Source organism: Streptomyces sp. NPDC107575 (assembly GCF_055657265.1).
The window spans coordinates 866390-882533 of record NZ_JBVKBG010000002.1; the positions used below are offsets into that span (position 1 = coordinate 866390).

Genomic DNA, 16144 nt, shown 5'->3' on the forward strand with positions numbered 1-16144 from the left:
GGCGCGTCGGGCCCGCTCCTACGCCGCGGCCGGGTCGGGCCCGAGGTCCAGCGGCGCGAAGCCCACGCCCTCCCACAGGAGCCGCGAGGCCTCCTCCGGGTACGGCGCGGTGCGCGACGGCGCGTCGAGGATCCGGGTCGCCCGCCCGTCCGCCGTGAACGGCGCCCACCCGGGGCCCTCGCCCGCGGCGAACGCGGTCCACGCCGCCCCCATCTCCTCGGACAGCGCCACGGCCGCGGGCGAGGCCGTGCCGCCGAGGAAGAGCCCGGCGAAGTCCGAGTCGAGCGTCCCGAAGACCAGCGGCACGTCCAGGGCGTGGCAGGCGCCCATCGCACCGTCCGCGCCGGGCGCCTGCCAGCACAGCTCGTACGCGTACGCGGTGCCCCCGCCCGCCGCGTGGGCCTCGGCCAGGCGCAGCGTCGGGATCCGGAACAGCCAGTCGGACTGCACCAGTTCATGGAGGTCGGTCGCGCTCGCATTCGGGTACGCGGCCCGGTAGCGGGCCCCGGCGTCGGGCCCTGGGCCGTAGCGGAGCAGCGCCGCGGCCGCCTCCTCCTCGGTCGTCTTCCCGTACCGGCCCGCCATGATCGTGAACAGCCGGTACTCGTCCTTGTTGTGCCCGGTGAGGAGTTCGACGTCGCGCGCGGCGCCGCCCGCGAGGGCCTCCCACGGGGTGACGGGCAGCACCTCGCCGTCGACCACCGGCGAGAACGGGGTGGCGGTGTGCGCGACACGGCCCCACCGGTCCGCGTACGAGGGCAGCGCGCGGATCAGGTCGTCGGTGGCGTCCCGCAGCGCCTTCGGCGCGCACACGGCGAGCTCCGCGGCCCCCGCGCCCGGCGCCCCGAGCCGCTCCGCGATCCGGGCGCCGATGTCCCGGGCGAGATCGAGCGAGAAGTACGTGCCCGGCACGCTCTGCGCGACCGCCCGCCGGAACAGGCCCGCCGCCGACGGCATCGCGAGCAGCGCGGCCACCGAGCCCGCGCCCGCCGACTCCCCGAACACGGTGACCCGGTCCGGATCGCCGCCGAACGCCGCGATGTTCTCGCGCACCCAGCGCAGCGCCGCTGCCTGGTCGAGCAGCCCCCGGTTGGCGGGCGCGCCGTCGAAGACGCCGAAGCCCTCGGCGCCGACCCGGTAGTTGAGGGTCACGACGACCTGGCCGCGGGCGGCGAGCGCGGAGCCGTCGTAGTGCGGCCCGTCCGTGGAGCCGGTGACGTACGCCCCGCCGTAGATGTAGACCAGCACCGGGAGCCCCGCCCCGCCGAGGTCGGGGGACCACACGTTGACCGTCAGCCAGTCCTCGCCCTCGGGGACGGTGCGGCCCGTGAGCCCGCCCACGAGGGACTGCGGGGGCGGCGGCCCGAAGGCGAACGCGTCGCGCACCCCGTCCCACGGCAGTGCGGGCTCCGGAGCCGCCAAGTGCAGGGGCCCGATGGGGGGTTGGGCGTACGGGATGCCGCGGAAGACGCTCAGCGCGCCCTGCGCGAGCCCACGGACCCGGCCCGCTGCGGTGGCTATCGGCGCGGTCGGGGTGGCGTCGGTCATACGTGTCCTCCCTGATGGCCCGGCTGGTGCCGGGCCGGGCGTCGAAGCGCTTCGACGAACTTCTGGACAGGCACCCTGCGCAAATCATAGGGTCGACATGCCGAACGACGGGCGGCTCCCGCCGACGCCGGCGCACTGGGCGGGTCGCCCATCCCCTTCGGACTCGGCTTCAGGAGAACGACATGGTCACGCTCGCAGAGGTCGCCAAGCACGCCGGAGTCTCCGCCAGCACCGTGAGCTATGTCCTCAGCGGCAAGCGGTCCATCTCGGCGGCCACCCGCGAGCGCGTCGAGACCAGCGTGCGCACGCTCGGCTACCACCCCAACGCCGGGGCCCGCGCCCTCGCCAGCAGCAAGTCCAACATCATCGCCCTGATGGTGCCGCTGCGCACCGACATGTACGTACCCGTGCTCATGGAGATCGCGACGGCCGTCGCCACCGCCGCCCGCGCCCACGGCTACGACATCCTGCTGCTCACCGGCGAGGAGGGCGCCCAGGCCGTGCGCCGCATCGAGGGCAGCTCGCTCGCGGACGCCGTGATCGTCATGGACGTCGAACTGGACGACGAGCGGCTGCCGCTGCTGCGCACCGCGAGCCGCCCCGCCGTCCTCATCGGGCTGCCGTCCGACACCACCGGACTGCACTGCGTGGACCTCGACTTCGCCGCCGCGGGCGCGCTGTGCGCCGAGCATCTCGCGGGCCTCGGGCACCGCGAGATCGCCGTCATCGGCGAGGCCGCCGCCGTCTACGAGCGCCGCACCGGCTTCGCCGAGCGCACGCTCACGGGCCTGCGCGAGCGCAGCGCCGAACTCGGCCTGCGGCTCCTGCACCGCCCCTGCGAGGGCAGTTACGCCTCCGTCTCCGCGACGCTGTCGCGGATCTACGACGAGCGCCCCGGCACCAGCGCCTTCATCGTGCAGAACGAGGCGGCCACCGACCCGCTGCTCGCCCTCCTGCGCCAGTCGGGCCGCGCCGTCCCCGAGGACGTGTCGGTCGTCGCGGTCTGCCCCGAGCAGGTCGCCCGGCACGCGTCGGTGCCGCTCACCTCGGTCGCCGTGCCCGCGCAGGAGATGGGGCGGCGCGCGGTGGAACAGGTCGTCGCGCAGATCGAGGGCCGCGGCTCCGCCGAGGAAGTCGTGCTGCTCGCGCCCGAGTTGACTGTCCGGGAGAGTGCCGCGCAGGCGCCGCCCGCCGCATAGGATCGTCGCATTCGATCCCGATGTGTCAGAGAGTGAGCGTGCCTGTGCACCCGACGTACGTCCTCGTTCATGGAGCGTTCGCCAACTCCTTCTCCTTCGCGCCGCTCCAGGCGGAACTCGGCCTGCTCGGTCACCGCTCGGCCGCCGTCGACCTGCCGGGACACGGCTTCGCGGCGACCTACCCGGCCGCGTACCAGGCCCCGCAGGACCCGGCGGGCCTCGCCTCGACGCCCGGCGCCATCAGGGGAGTCACCCTCGCCGAGAACGCCGATCACGTGATCGGCGTGCTGGAGCGGGCCAAGGAGAACGGCCCCGTCGTGCTGGTCTCGCACAGCCGCGGCGGCGTCACCGCCACCGCCGCCGCCAACCGGCGCCCCGACCTGATCGACCACATCGTCTACGTGGGGTCCTGGTGCCCGATCGACCTCAGCGTGGGTGACTACCACGCCGAACCGGAGATGGCCTCGGTCGACATCGCCGCGCTCGGCCTCGCGATGGCGGGCGACCCGGCCGAACTCGGGCTGCTGCGCGTCAACTTCCGCACCGCCGACGAGAAGGCACTCGACGCGTTCCGGTCGGCCTTCTTCGCCGACGGCACCGACGACGAGTTCCGCACCTTCCTCAACACCTTCCAGCCGGACGAGAACCTCGACGTCGGCGACGAGGGCGACCGCGCGCAGGCCGACACCTGGGGCCGTATCCCGAAGACGTACGTCCGCCTCGCGCACGACACGAGCCTGCCGCCCGCCCTCCAGGACCGGCTGATCCGCGAGGGCGACGCGCTGACCCCGGACAACCCCTTCCGCGTCCGCACGCTCGACAGCTCGCACCTGAAGTGGCTGGTCGACCCGGCACCGGCCGCCCGGGTGCTGGCGGAGATCGCCGAGCTCCTCTGACGGCCGGGCCGGGGTGGTCCGGCGGTGTCAGCCGCCGGACACCTTGAAGCTGTTCGTCGTGAAGTTCAGTCCGCCGGACGACGAGGTGATCTCGTACCCGAACTGCACGTCACCGATGGTCACATCGCCCCACCAGCCCTTGGTGTCCTTGATCCACTTGAGGATCGGCAGGATGTTCACCGTGCCGGACGTGGAGTCCGAGGTCCGCAGGAACGAGTAGACCTCGTTGGCCCCGTTGTTGCCCTTGTACACGTTCCAGGTGTGCCCGCCGAGCGTGAGGGTGCCCTGCGAGGTGCCGAGCGGACCGACGGCGCCGTTGTAGTTCATCCAGAGCATGACCTCGTGGTCGTACGCGCTGTCCCAGATGTCGTACGAGGTGTTGTACGCGCCCGAGGCCGGCACGCTCACGTTGTAACTGCTGGTCAGTGACGTGAGCGAGCCGAGCCGCCGGTTCACGATCTTCTTCGCGTTGGGGTAGGACTTGATGCCGCCCGTGTTCGGGTGGTCCGCCCACACGCCCCAGTTGGACGAGGAGTTGGCCCAGATCGTCTGCGAGCCCGCGCCGGAGCCCCAGATGTTGTTGTAGAGGATGTAGCCGTCCGGGGTGGTGTAGTTGCCCCACTGCTCGGACGAGGACCACACCGCCGCCCGTGCGGGCGTGGAGGCGAGGCCGAGCAGCGCCCCGGCCGCGAGGGCGGAACCGAGGAAGGTGCGTCTGGTGGAGGGTGCCATGGTGTCCCTTTCCATCTTCGGTGGTGCCTGTTGTGGGTGGGTGAACTACCGTGCGCGCACGGTGAGTTCGTGCTCCTCGCCGGCCTTCAGGCGCAGGCGTCCGGCGTCACCGGCGGGGGTCTTGAGGTCGATGTCCGCGTCCCGGTCCGGCCGGATGTGCGCCGTGCAGCGGCCGCCGCCCCAGCGCAGATCCACCCGCGCCCCGAACCGGGTGCGCAGGCCGCGCACCGCTCCGCGCCGCCAGTCGGCGGGCAGCGCGGGCAGCAGCACCAGCCGGTCCGGCGTGGACTGCAGGAGCGCCTCCGTGACCAGCGCGGGCATGGTGTGCGCGGCGTCCGCGTTGTAGACGTCGCGGCGCGGATAGTGCGCGCTCATCAGGGAGGCGTGGAAGTAGTCGCCGCTCAGGACCTGCCCCAGGCAGTCGGCGACGCGCGGCGCGTCGCGCAGCCGGGCCGCGATCAGGGCGTGGTGCAGATGCCCGTGCGCGGAGTCGTTCTCGGCGCCGCGCAGCTCAAGTGCCCGCCGCGCCGCCTTCGCCAGGTCCGGGGTGTCGTACGGCGTGATGTCGTGGTGCGGCCACACCGGGTACAGATGGCTGAGGTGCCGGTGGTCGTAGGCGTCGTCGAGGCCCGGCCACGCCCACTCGGCCAGCGCCCCGTCCTCGTTGACCCGGTAGTCGGGGAGCCGCTCGGCAAGCGCGGTCCAGCGGTCGCCGTCGGGGCCCGGGTGCCAGGCGGCGGCGGTGCGCAGCGCGTGCCGGGCCGCCGCGATGTCCATGGTGGCGTTGACGGTGCCCCAGCTCGCGTTCGCCGGCCGGTTCTCCGGGGAGTAGGAGGGCACGATCGCGATCCGCCCGTCGGGCCCGGTCCGGGTGAGGAAGTCCTCGTAGAACACGGCGAGTTCGGTGACGGCGGCCGCGAGCCACGCGGGCCGCTCGCCGGTGGCCTCGGCCTGTTCGAGGAGCGGCGTCAGCAGCCAGTCGGCGCCCGCCGTCCACAGATGCATCGGGTACGCGCGCTGGTAGTGGTACGCGTGTCCCGACTCGCCGTCGGTGTGCGCGGGCGCGACGATGCCGCGGGCACCGAAGATCAGCCGCGCGTTGTCCCGCCAGTGCGCCAACTGGCCCCGGATCAGCGCTGCTTGCGCGTCGACGGTCTCGGGCAGGTCGCAGGCGACCGCCGACGCCGTCTGGAGGTTCAGGTTGGCGTCCGTGGTGAACGCGCCCGACCAGGCCGTGTCCCACGCGCCGGTCCACAGCCCGGTCAGGCGCGGCGGCAGCGCGCCCGAGGAGCTGAGCAGGTGGTAGCGCCCTGCCGCGAACAGCCGCTCAAGAAGGGCCGGGCTCTTGGGGCGCTCCAGCAACTCGCTTCCGGGCAGGCCGCGTTGGTGCCGCGGCGCGTCGAGGTCGAAGGCGACCCGTTCGTAGGCGGGGCGGTGCAGGGCCTCATGGCGGGCGAGGAGGGTGTCGTACGTCGCGTCGGTGGAGCCGCCCGGGGCGATCAGGTCCGCGAGCGTGCCCGCCTCGGACGCCGTGTCCAGCTCCCCGGCATGCCGGCGCACCCGCGTGAGGAGCAGCAGTCCGCTCGCGCCCTCGACGCGCAGCCCCGTGCCGCCCACCGAGGCGACCCCGCCGCGCACCAGGGCGAGCGTCACCCCGGTGTAGCCGAGCTCGTCGTCCGGGTAGCGGCAGCGCAGCGTGAGCCGGGCGCCGTGCGGGGTCAGGACGACGCCGCGGCCGATGCCCAGGCGGTCCGGGACGCCGTCGAGGCGCGGGTCAAGCGCCACCTCGCCGTCGAGCCCGGCGCCGGTCACGTACTGCACGACCACGTCGTCCGCCCGCGACACGAACACCCGGGAGCACCAGGCGCCGCACCGCGCCTGGGCCACCCCCGTCGCGAAGTCGACCGCGCGCCGGTAGCCGTGCCCCACGCCGTCGTCCCGCACGAAGCGGACCTGGAACGCCGGGTGGAACGCGCGCACCCAGCGCAGCGGCCGCCCGTCCGTGAACCTTTCGGCCGCCGTCACGTCACCGGCGAGCAACTGGTCCTGGAGGAGCGGGAGTTCGTGGGCGAGCGCGGGCGGCCCCGGCTGCGGGCCGCCGTCCGGGCGGACCAGGGCGTGGTGGGTGACGACGACCCGGTCGTCGCGCGGGTCGCCGAAGGTCAGTGCGCCGTGCCGGCCGTTTCCGCTCAGGTAGGCGTCCTCCCAGCGGCCCGCGGGCGCGGTCTCCCAGGTGCCGTGCGGATGCTCGGGGATCACCGGAGCCCCGCACCCGGTGCCGTCGGCTCCAGGACGGCGACGCCGAACCGGCCGAGCGTCACCGAGCCCTCGACGTGAGCCCCGGTCAACAGGTCCCGCCCGCCCTCCGCGAGCGCGACCGTCACCTCGTCGCGCCCGTGGTTGAGGACGAACAGCAGGTCCCCGCGACGTACGGCCTCCACTTCTGCGGGGAGGCCGGTCAGTGGAGGCCGTACGCCCGCTTCGAGGGCCGCGTCCGCGAGCAGCGCACGCAGCGCCGTGGGGCGCGGGAGCGTGGACAGGTAGCGGGCGCGCCCGCGGCGCAGCACGGCCGGCAGTCCGTCGAGCTCGCCGCCGCGGTAGGCGGCCACCACCTCGGCGTCGGCCGCCGGTGTCAGCTCCTCCGACCACAGGGTGCCGGTGAAATCGCCGCAGTCAATGGTTTCCGCCGGATCCAGCGGCCACCATTCGTGCAGCACCCGGATGCCGAACAGCTCGCGCAGCCGGGCGTCCATGCCGCCGGGCCGCACCCGGTCGTCCGCGTCGGCGATCCCCGTGAAGAACCCGCACACCAGCGACCCGCCGCCGCGCACGTACGCCACCAGGTTGTCGATCGCCGCGTCCGTCAGCAGGTACAGCTGCGGGACGACCACCAACGGGTAGGCGGACAGGTCGTGTTCGGGATGCGTGAAGTCGGCCGTGAGGTGCGCCTCCCACAGCGCGCGGTGCCAGGCCCGCACCACCTCCTCGTACGCGATGTGCGCCGACGGTCTGCCGTCCTGGCTCCCGGCCCACCAGGAGTGCCAGTCGTGCAGCACGGCGACCTCGGCGCTCAGGCGCGTCCCTGTGACGGCCGGGCCCAGCCGGGCGAGGTCCGCGCCGATCTCCTGGACCTCCGCGAACGACCGGCCCTGCGGGCCCGCGTGCCCGAGCATCGCCGAGTGGAACTTCTCCGCGCCCTGCCGGGACTGGCGCCACTGGAAGTAGCAGACGGCGTCGGCGCCGCGCGCCACGGACTGCAGCGACAGGAGGCGGTTCAGGCCGCGCGGCTTGGGGGAGTTGAGCGGGCGGAAGTTCACCGCGCCCGCCGCCTGCTCCATCAGCATCCACGGGCGCCCGCCGGCCTGAGAGCGCGTCATGTCGGCGAGCATCGCGTTGTACTGACCGGCCAGCGGGTCGCGCGGGTCCGGGTACACGTCGACGGACACGACGTCCTCGTGCCGCGCCCACTCCCAGGCGTCCTGCCCGGTCCACAGCGGCATGAAGTTCGTCGTCACCGGGATGTGCTCGGGCGTGTGGCGGCGGACGAGGTCACGCTCGGCGACGTAGCAGGCGAGGAGCGCGTCGGAGGTGAAGCGGCGGAAGTCCAGGAGCTGCGCAGGACCGCGCAGGTACTGGGCGCGGCGCGGCGGGATCACGTCCTCCCACGAGTCGAGGTGCTGGCCCCAAAAGGCCGTGCCCCAGGCCGTGTTGAGCGCGTCGAGGGTGTCGTACTTCGCGCGCAGCCAGTCGCGGAAGGCGCGCGCCGCCTCCTCGCCGTGGTCGAAGGTGCAGTACTCGTTGTTGATGTGCCACATGCGCAGGGCCGGGTGGTGGCCGTAGCGCTCGGCGAGGTCCTCCGTGATCGCGGCCGCGTGGCGGCGGTACGTGGCGGAGGAGTGGGCGAAGTGCTGGCGCGAACCCCACCACACGGTGTGCCCGTCCTCGTCGCGCGGCAGCGTGTCCGGGTGCAGGCGGCCCAGCCAGGGCGGCGGGGACGCGGTCGGGGTGGCGAGGACGACGCCGACGCCGTGCGCGTGCAGCAGGTCGAGGAGCCGGTCGAGCCAGCCGAACTCCCGGGCGCCGGGGCTCGGTTCGAGTCTCGCCCAGGCGAAGACGCCGACCGTGACCGAGGTGACCCCGGCCTCCTTCATCAGCCGGACGTCCTCGGCCCACACCTCCTCGGGCCACTGCTCGGGGTTGTAGTCGCCGCCGAACAGCAGCTGCCCGTCGCGGGCGAAGCCCCGGTCGAGGCCCCGGTCGCCGCTCACCCCTTCACCGCCCCGATGAGCATGCCCTTCTTGAAGTGCCGCTGGACGAACGGGGAGGCGACCGCGACCGGCGCGAGGGCCAGCACCATCATCGCCATCTGCAGTCCGAGCGCGGAGAGTTCACCCGCGTTGACCGCCTGGCTCAGGCCTGTTGGCAGCGCCGAGTTCTTCTGCACGAGCTGCATCAGCACGTTCTGCAGCGGCAGCTTCGCCGGGTCGTCGATGTAGATCATCGCGTTGAACCAGGCGCTCCAGTACGCCACCGCGTAGAACAGCGAGATGACGGCGACGACCGCGCGGGACAACGGCAGCACGATCGTCCACAGGATCCGCAGGTCGCCGGCCCCGTCGATGCGGGCGCTGTCCGTCAGCTCCTGCGAGATGTTCATGAAGAACCCGCGCAGCACCAGGATGTTGAACACGCTGACCGCGCTCGGCAGGATCAGCGCCAGATAGCTGTCGGTCAGGCCGAGCGTCTGCACCAGCAGATACGTCGGGATGAGGCCGGCGCTGAAGAACATCGTCGTCATCAGCGCCATCAGCAGCGCCCGGTGCGCGAACGAGCCCGGCCGGGACAGCCCGTACGCCGCGAGGACCGACACCCCCATCGAGAAGACCGTGCCGACGCCGGTCACCCCGAGCGAGACCAGCATGGCCCGGCTGACCTGGCCGCCGCTGAGCAGCTCCTGGTAGTTGACGAAGGTGATCGCCTCGGGCCACAGCACCAGGCCGCCCGCCGAGTCGATGACGTGCCGCGGCGACAGGCTCGTGACGACCACCACCCACAGCGGCCCGAGCACGGCGACACAGCACACGGCGAGGACCAGTCCCTTGGCGCCGAGGCCCGCCCTGGTCGGCGGCTCCTCCCACACCGGGCGCTCGGGCGCCTGCCACCGCGCACGGGGGCGCGGGCGTTCGACGGTGACGCTCATTCCTTGTCCACCCTCACTTCTTGTACACGCCTTGCTCGCCGAGCAGATGGGCGAACTTGTTGGCCGCCAGGACCAGACAGATCCCGACCACGCCCTTCACCAGGCCGACGGCCGCCGCGTAGCTGAAGTCGCCGTTCTGGATGCCGGTGGACCACACGTAGGTGTCGAGCACTTCGGAGGCGCCCGCGCCCACCGCCTTGCGCTGCAGCAGGATCTGTTCGAAGCCGACGGTGAGCGCGTCGCCGACGCGCAGGACGAGCAGCAGCGCGATCACCGGGCGCAGCGCGGGCAGCGTGACGTGCCACATGCGGCGCCAGCGGTTCGCGCCGTCCATGGCGGCCGCCTCGTACAGCTCGGGGCTGACAGAGGCGAGGGCCGCGAGGAAGACGATGATGCCCCAGCCGGCGTCCTTCCAGACCATCTGCGCGGTGAGCAGGTACTTGAAGATCCCGGCGTCCGTCATCAGGTCGAAGCCGTCGACGCCGTGGTCCTGGAGGATCTGCGCGATCAGCCCGGCGCCGCCGAACATCTGCTGGAAGACCGTGACGACGAGCACCCACGAGAAGAAGTGCGGCAGATAGAGGACCGCCTGCGACAGGGCCCGCACCCGCGGCCTGAGCACGCTGTTGATGAGCAGCGCGAGCGCGATCGGCACCGGGAAGAACAGCAGCAGCTGGATGAGGAACAGGACGAGGGTGTTCTGCAGCGCGCTCCAGAAGTCGGAGTCCCCGAGCATCCTCTGGAACTGTTCGAGGCCCACCATCGGCGAGTGCAGGATCGCCGTGACGCCGTTGGTGGAGACGTACGGGTTGTAGTCCTGGAACGCGACGACGTTGCCGAGCAGCGGTGCGTAGTTGAAGACGAGCAGCAGGGCGATGACGGGCAGGGTCATCAGGATCAGCGCCCGGTCGCGGCGCAGCCGGATCCGCCGGGTGACGCCCCGGCCCGCCTTCTTCCCGGAGCGGCGCTCCCCGGCCCCGGCCGCCTCGCCCTTGCGGGTGGTGGCGGCCCGGGGCGGGCGCTGGGTCTGCAGCGCCATCAGGACGCGCCGCCGTTCGCGCCGTTCTCGTCGAGGAGCTTCTTGTACCAGTCGCGCAGCTTGTCGCCGCCGCGCGACTTCCAGTCGCTGATCGCCTGCTGGACGTCGCCGAGCGACTTGTTGCCGCGGACGTAGTCGTCCTCCAGCTGCTCGAACTTGTCCTCGAGGGTGGCGTAGCGGGAGGGCTCGACGATCGTCATGCCGTAGAACGGCGACTTGGTGACGAACGCGCCCATCCGCTGCTGCCACTCGACCATCGCCCTGGTGACGTCCGGCAGGTCGGGATACGCGAAGAACGGGGCAGGCCCCGACAGCATCTGCCAGGTGTTGAGCGCCTGCGCGTTGCCCTTCTTGGTCTTGGTCGGGACGCCGTCCTTCAGCGTGAAATGGGTGCCCTCCTCGCCGTAGTAGGCGAGCATGTGCTCCTTGGTGCCGACGGGCGCGGCCGCGTAGTTGGCGGCGGCCAGCGCGTTCTTCACGGTCTCCTTGGACGCGTTCTTGCGGACGAACGCCCATACGTTCGCCGGGGTGCCCGCGAACAGCTTCGGGTCGCCGCCGTCGTGCCCGAAGATGTCCATCGCGGCCATCTCGAAGTCCGGGAACGCCTTGCTGCCCTGCATCTCCGCGCTCTTGCCGTACCAGGCGGTGATGTCGGCGTTGTACATCAGGACCTTGCCGCTGGTGAAGCGGAGCGCGCCGTCGCCGGTCTGCGCCTTGGCCTCGGGGTGCACGACCCCGGCGGCGTACAGCTTGCGCGTCCACTCCAGGGCTTCGAGGTACTCGTCGGTCTCCAGGCGCTTGACGAGCTTCTTGCCCTCCAGCTTCCAGCCGAGCGCCTTCTCGCTGCCGCCGAGCGAGCCGAAGAAGTTGAAGGCCGACCACTTCATGTCGTCGCAGCCGTACACCCCCGCCTTCTTGCTGGTCATCTCCTTGGCGAGGTCGAGGAACTCCTGCGCCGACTTCGGCGGCTCCCAGCCCTTCTTGTCGAAGAGGTCCTTGCGGTAGAAGGGCGCGATGTTCGGGATGTACGCGTACGGGTACGGGATGCCGCGCAGCTTGCCGCCGAAGATGCCGCGCCGCCAGGCGTCCTCCGGGATCGCCGCGAGGTTCGGGTAGTCGCGCACCTTGCTGCCGGCCAGATAGGGGCCGAGGTCCATCATCTTCGCGACGAGCGCGGCGGGGATCTTCCCCGAGAGCTCCCAGCCGGGCACGATCAGCACGTCGGGCAGCGAGCTGGAGGCGAGCACCGCGCCGATCTTCTCGCCGTAGGTGTTGCCGTCCTGGTTCTGCCAGCTGACCCGCACACCGGAGGCCTCGTTGAGCGCGGTGTAGTACTCGCAGTCGGCCTTCGGTACCGGCCCCCAGAACGGGGCCATGATCTTCACCTCGGCCCCGGTGCCGAGCTTCTTCGGCACCGACGTCTCCAGCTTCGCGAGGTCCACCTTGCTGGTGAAGCCGACGCAGGAACCGTTCTTCGACGCGATGTCGGGCGTGCCGATGGGGCGCGCCGCGTACGTCGGGAGGAGCTTCTTCGCCGACTTCCCGGAGGTCGTCCCCTCGCCCGTCTCGGCGGTGCCCCCGCACGCGGAGAGCAGGGGCACGCCGCCGGCCACGGCCGCGGCGGCGACCGCGGTGGAGGCGAGGAAGCTTCTCCGACCGGGGCCGGTGGAGGGGGAGTTCGGCGTCATGGGAGCAACCCTTCGGGGGATTACGCGTCGCGCAGATGTCGAAGCGCTTCGATGTTGCCGTGACATTAAGGGAGCGCTCCCACGGCCACAAGACGCGTGCGTCAATTTCCCGAACGCGCTTTTAGTGCCGCGTACTTGACACCTGGTCATCGCAGTACAGAGCATCGAAGCGCTTCGAATCCGCTCCGCTCTCTCCGACTTCTCCTCCGGCCAAGGGACGCGCACGTGACCGATAGATCTCCCCTCCGCACCGGCTCCGCCGCCCCCGACGGCAAGCGCGTCGACGAGCTCCTCGACCGCCTCACGCTCGACGAACGCCTCGCGCTCCTGCACCAGTTCACACCCGGCGTGCCGCGCCTCGGCCTCGCCGCATTCCGCACCGGGCAGGAGGCGCTGCACGGCGTCGCGTGGATGGGGGAGGCCACCGTCTTCCCGCAGGCGGTCGGCCTCGGCGCCACCTGGAACGACGAGCTGCTGCACCGGATCGGCGCCGCCGTCTCCTCCGAGGCCCGCGCCATGCGCCGGCGCGACGACCGGGTCGGCCTCAACGTCTGGGCGCCCGTGGTGAACCTGCTGCGCAACCCGCTGTGGGGCAGGAACGAGGAGGGCTACGCCGAGGACCCCCACCTCACCGCCGCCATCGCCACCGCCTACACCCGCGGCCTGCGCGGCGACCACCCCGAGTACTGGCGCACGGCCCCCGTCCTCAAGCACTGGCTCGCCCACAACAACGAGACGGACCGGGACACCTCCAACGCCTCCGTGCGCCCGCGCGTCCTGCACGAGTACGACCTCCGGGCCTTCCGGCGGCCCGTCGAGGCGGGCGCGGTGGCCGGTGTCATGCCCGCCTACAACCTCGTCAACGGTCGCCCCAACCACGTATCGCCGTACCTGCGCGAGCAGTTGCGGACCTGGACCGACCAGGAACTCCTCGTCTGCTCCGACGCGGGCGCGCCCAGCAACCTCGTCGACTCCGAGCACTACTTCGACACCCACGAGGAGGCCGTCGCCGCCGCCCTGCGCGCGGGCGTCGACAGCTTCACCGACCACGGCACCGACTCCTCGGTCGTCGTCGGACGGCTGCGGCGCGCCCACGACCAGGGGCTGATCGCCGACGCCGACATCGACGCGGCCGTGCGCAGACAGCTGGAGGTGCGCGCCCGGCTCGGCGAGTTCGCGGACGCCGAACCCTTCGACGGGGACTGGGACTTCGACAGCGAGGCGCACCGTGCGCTCGCCCAGGAGGCCGCCGAGCAGGCCATCGTGCTGCTCAAGAACGACGGCCTGCTGCCGCTCGGCGCGGACACCCGGATCGCGGCCGTCGGCCCGCTCGCGGACGTGTGCAGGACGGACTGGTACAGCGGCACCCTCATCCGCCGCTCGACACCCCTCGACGGGCTGCGGGAGCGGTTCGGCGCGGAGCGCGTCACGTACGCGGAGGGGGTCGACCGGGTGCGGCTGCGGTGCGCGCAGGGGTGGGTGTGCGTTCCGGAGGACACGGGCGCGGTGGACGACCGGGAGGCGATCGCCCTCGACCCCGCGCTGATCGAGGGCCGCACCGACCTGCCGCCGCTGCACGTCTCGCCGGACGCCGACGGCACCGAACTCGCCCTGAACGACTGGGGGTCCGGCGTCCTCACACTCCGCGCGCCCGACGGCCGCCACCTCTCGGTCGCCGACGACGGCTGCGTACGGGCCTCCGCCGAAGAACCCGGCGGCTGGGTCGTCCAGGAGACGTTCACGCTCGAACCGCACGGGAACGGACACCTCCTCAGGCACGCCGGAACGGGTCGGTACGTGTCGGTCGCCGCCGACGGCCTGAAGGTTGCCGACCAGGGCACGGTGTTCGAGGTCGACATCGTCGAGCGCGGCACCGACGCCGTGGCGCGGGCCGCCGCCGACGCGGACGTCGTACTGGTCTTCGCGGGCAACGACCCGCACATCAACGGCCGCGAGACGGAGGACCGTACAACCCTTGAACTCCCGCCGCAGCAGGCAAAGTTGTGGCGCACGGCCCGCGCCGCCAACCCGCGCACGGCCCTCGCCCTGGTCTCCTCGTATCCCTACGCCGTCCCGGACGCGCACGCCGAACTGCCCGCCCTGCTGTGGACCGCGCACGGCGGCCAGGCCGCGGGCCGCGCACTCGCCCGCGTCCTCGCCGGGGACGTGAGCCCGGCGGGCCGGCTCCCGCAGACCTGGTACGCGGCCGACGCCGACCTGCCGGGCCTGCTGGACTACGACATCATCGGCTCGCGCCAGACGTACCTCTACTTCGAGGGCGCCCCGCTCTACCCGTTCGGACACGGCCTGTCCTACGCGCGGTTCGCCTACGACGCGCTGTTCGTGTCCTGCCCCGACGACACGACGGTGGAGGTCACCTTCACCGTCACGAACACCGGCTCGCGCACGGCCGACGAGGTGCCGCAGCTGTATCTGCGGGCGGTGGACTCCGCCGTGCCGCGGCCGCGCCGCCAGCTCGCCGGGTACCGCCGGGTCACCCTCGGCGCGGGGGCCTCGGAGCGGGTCACCTTCCGCGTTCCGGCCGCCGATTTCGGCCACTGGGACGTCGCGCGCGGCCGCTGGAGCGTCACGGACGGGCGGTACGAACTGCTCGTCGGCGCCTCCAGCGCGGACATCCGCCTCAGCGAGACCCTGCACATGGACGGCGAGACACCCGCGCCGCGCGACGTCCTCGCCGACGGCCTGGACCCGGCGACGTACGACGAGCGGCGCGGCGACATCGAGATCGTCGACCGCGCCAGGGCGCACGGCGACGCCGTGACCGGGACGGGTGAACTCCTCTACAGGGACTGCGACTTCGGGGGGGATGGTGTCTCGGTCGTGCGTCTCGACGTAGCGGGCGAAGGCGCTGTGGACGTGGGCCTCGTGGACGTGGGCGACGGCTGTCGCGTCGAGGTGCCCGCCACCGGCGGACCGTACGAGCACGTCACCGTCGACGCCCCCTTCGCCGCCACCGGGGTGCGCGAGCTGCGCGTGCGGCTGCGTGGAGGCGTCCGGTTGTCCCGCATCACCTTCGCCGCGCGGGGCACCGGGGGATGAGGTGTGGGGGCGGGGGTGACACCACATCCCACGCATGAGTAAGGTGAGCCTTACCTAAGTTTGGAGTGGAGATGGTCAACCCAGTGGCGCACCAGGAGCTCACCCCCGCCGAGCGGGCGCGGACGATCCTCGCCGCGGCCGACACCTTGACCCTGACCCTGACCACCGCGACCGAGGCCCGGCTGCGGCTCGACTGCGTGGGGCTCTATGTCGTGGACGCCGCGTCCCGGCTCGTCCTGCTCGACCCCGCCGACCCGCGGCTGACCGAGGCGCTCGCCACGGCGCCGCACTCGGGCCTCGCCGCGTACGCGGAGTTCACCGACGTGGCCCCCGTCGTCGTACGCGACCGGGTGCGCGCCCGCCTCGCCTTCAGCGGACGCCTCGGCAACGCGGGACCCGACACCCTGGTGTTCCGCCCGGCGCGGGCCGCGTTCGCCGAGGACGACGCGGTGCGCGTGCTCGACATGACGGAACTCGCCGCGGCGGCGCCCGACCCGCTGGCCGGGGTCGAGGCGGAACTGCTCTCGCACCTCGACACGGGCCACGCGGACCTGCTCGTCCAACTCGTGGAGCTGGTCGGCGAGTTGGACCTGTCCGACGTGGCGGACATCCGGCCCGTGCGCCTCGACCGCAGGGGCCTCGTCCTGCGCCTCGAACGCGCCGCCCAGGAACACGAGGACGTCCGCATCGCCTTCCACACCCACGCGGTCGGCCCCCACGAGGTGGGCCACCGCATCCAGGAACTCCTCGACGTCGCGGCCACCCGCGCACACCGCTGAACG

General features: G+C 72.4%; 11 protein-coding genes. 4 read left to right on the forward strand and 7 right to left on the reverse strand.

What is annotated here, in order from left to right:
• Positions 1-18: 18 nt before the first annotated feature.
• The gene (locus ACZ7L4_RS10510; protein WP_472101331.1) at positions 19-1548 is read right to left on the reverse strand and encodes a carboxylesterase/lipase family protein; all 1530 of its coding nucleotides are present in this window, start codon (positions 1546-1548) and stop codon (positions 19-21) included.
• Positions 1549-1730: 182 nt separating this feature from the next.
• Between ACZ7L4_RS10510 and ACZ7L4_RS10515 the strand changes: the two genes are divergently transcribed.
• Together ACZ7L4_RS10515 and ACZ7L4_RS10520 are read left to right on the forward strand one after the other, a co-directional pair.
• Positions 1731-2747: a LacI family DNA-binding transcriptional regulator gene (locus tag ACZ7L4_RS10515; RefSeq protein ID WP_472101332.1), complete on the forward strand. Its 1017-nt coding sequence runs from the start codon at positions 1731-1733 to the stop codon at positions 2745-2747.
• 20 nt (positions 2748-2767) lie between these two features.
• Positions 2768-3643, forward strand: coding sequence for an alpha/beta hydrolase (locus ACZ7L4_RS10520; protein WP_472101333.1), 876 nt, complete (start codon positions 2768-2770; stop codon positions 3641-3643).
• Between the two features lie 27 nt (positions 3644-3670).
• Here the strand turns inward: ACZ7L4_RS10520 and ACZ7L4_RS10525 are convergent, their stop codons facing one another.
• Genes ACZ7L4_RS10525 through ACZ7L4_RS10550 form a run of 6 tightly spaced genes read right to left on the reverse strand, consistent with a single transcriptional unit; the run spans position 3671 to position 12302 of the window.
• Positions 3671-4375, reverse strand: coding sequence for a GH12 family glycosyl hydrolase domain-containing protein (locus tag ACZ7L4_RS10525; RefSeq protein WP_472101334.1), 705 nt, complete (start codon positions 4373-4375; stop codon positions 3671-3673).
• A 45-nt stretch (positions 4376-4420) separates the two neighbouring features.
• Complete coding sequence (locus ACZ7L4_RS10530) at positions 4421-6634, reverse strand: glycosyl hydrolase family 95 catalytic domain-containing protein (protein WP_472101335.1); 2214 nt, start codon at positions 6632-6634, stop codon at positions 4421-4423.
• On the reverse strand, positions 6631-8643 hold the full coding sequence (locus ACZ7L4_RS10535) for a beta-galactosidase (RefSeq protein WP_472101336.1): 2013 nt from the start codon (positions 8641-8643) through the stop codon (positions 6631-6633). The genes ACZ7L4_RS10530 and ACZ7L4_RS10535 overlap by 4 nt, the downstream gene beginning before the upstream one ends.
• Positions 8640-9575, reverse strand: coding sequence for a carbohydrate ABC transporter permease (locus ACZ7L4_RS10540; RefSeq protein WP_472101337.1), 936 nt, complete (start codon positions 9573-9575; stop codon positions 8640-8642). The genes ACZ7L4_RS10535 and ACZ7L4_RS10540 overlap by 4 nt, the downstream gene beginning before the upstream one ends.
• A 13-nt stretch (positions 9576-9588) precedes the next feature.
• Positions 9589-10614, reverse strand: coding sequence for an ABC transporter permease (locus tag ACZ7L4_RS10545; RefSeq protein WP_472101338.1), 1026 nt, complete (start codon positions 10612-10614; stop codon positions 9589-9591).
• A complete protein-coding gene (locus ACZ7L4_RS10550; RefSeq protein WP_472101339.1) occupies positions 10614-12302 on the reverse strand; it encodes an extracellular solute-binding protein in 1689 nt (562 codons plus the stop codon). Before ACZ7L4_RS10550 ends, ACZ7L4_RS10545 begins: the two co-directional genes overlap by 1 nt.
• 225 nt (positions 12303-12527) lie before the next feature.
• Between ACZ7L4_RS10550 and ACZ7L4_RS10555 the strand changes: the two genes are divergently transcribed.
• Positions 12528-15362 carry a glycoside hydrolase family 3 C-terminal domain-containing protein gene (locus ACZ7L4_RS10555; protein ID WP_472101340.1) on the forward strand — a complete coding sequence of 945 codons (2835 nt, stop codon included), beginning with the start codon at positions 12528-12530 and terminating at the stop codon, positions 15360-15362.
• A gap of 71 nt (positions 15363-15433) precedes the next feature.
• On the forward strand, positions 15434-16141 hold the full coding sequence (locus tag ACZ7L4_RS10560; RefSeq protein WP_472101341.1) for a DUF2470 domain-containing protein: 708 nt from the start codon (positions 15434-15436) through the stop codon (positions 16139-16141).
• The last annotated feature ends 3 nt before the right edge of the window (positions 16142-16144 follow it).

What these genes read in the sequence shown, in the direction of transcription:
- ACZ7L4_RS10510 (WP_472101331.1), bottom strand. Translation starts at nt 1,548, where the DNA reads ATGACCGACGCCACCCCGACCGCGCCGATAGCCACCGCAGCGGGCCGG.
- ACZ7L4_RS10515 (WP_472101332.1), top strand. Translation starts at nt 1,731, where the DNA reads ATGGTCACGCTCGCAGAGGTCGCCAAGCACGCCGGAGTCTCCGCCAGC.
- ACZ7L4_RS10520 (WP_472101333.1), top strand. Translation starts at nt 2,768, where the DNA reads ATGTGTCAGAGAGTGAGCGTGCCTGTGCACCCGACGTACGTCCTCGTT.
- ACZ7L4_RS10525 (WP_472101334.1), bottom strand. Translation starts at nt 4,375, where the DNA reads ATGGCACCCTCCACCAGACGCACCTTCCTCGGTTCCGCCCTCGCGGCC.
- ACZ7L4_RS10540 (WP_472101337.1), bottom strand. Translation starts at nt 9,575, where the DNA reads ATGAGCGTCACCGTCGAACGCCCGCGCCCCCGTGCGCGGTGGCAGGCG.
- ACZ7L4_RS10545 (WP_472101338.1), bottom strand. Translation starts at nt 10,614, where the DNA reads ATGGCGCTGCAGACCCAGCGCCCGCCCCGGGCCGCCACCACCCGCAAG.
- ACZ7L4_RS10550 (WP_472101339.1), bottom strand. Translation starts at nt 12,302, where the DNA reads ATGACGCCGAACTCCCCCTCCACCGGCCCCGGTCGGAGAAGCTTCCTC.
- ACZ7L4_RS10560 (WP_472101341.1), top strand. Translation starts at nt 15,434, where the DNA reads ATGGTCAACCCAGTGGCGCACCAGGAGCTCACCCCCGCCGAGCGGGCG.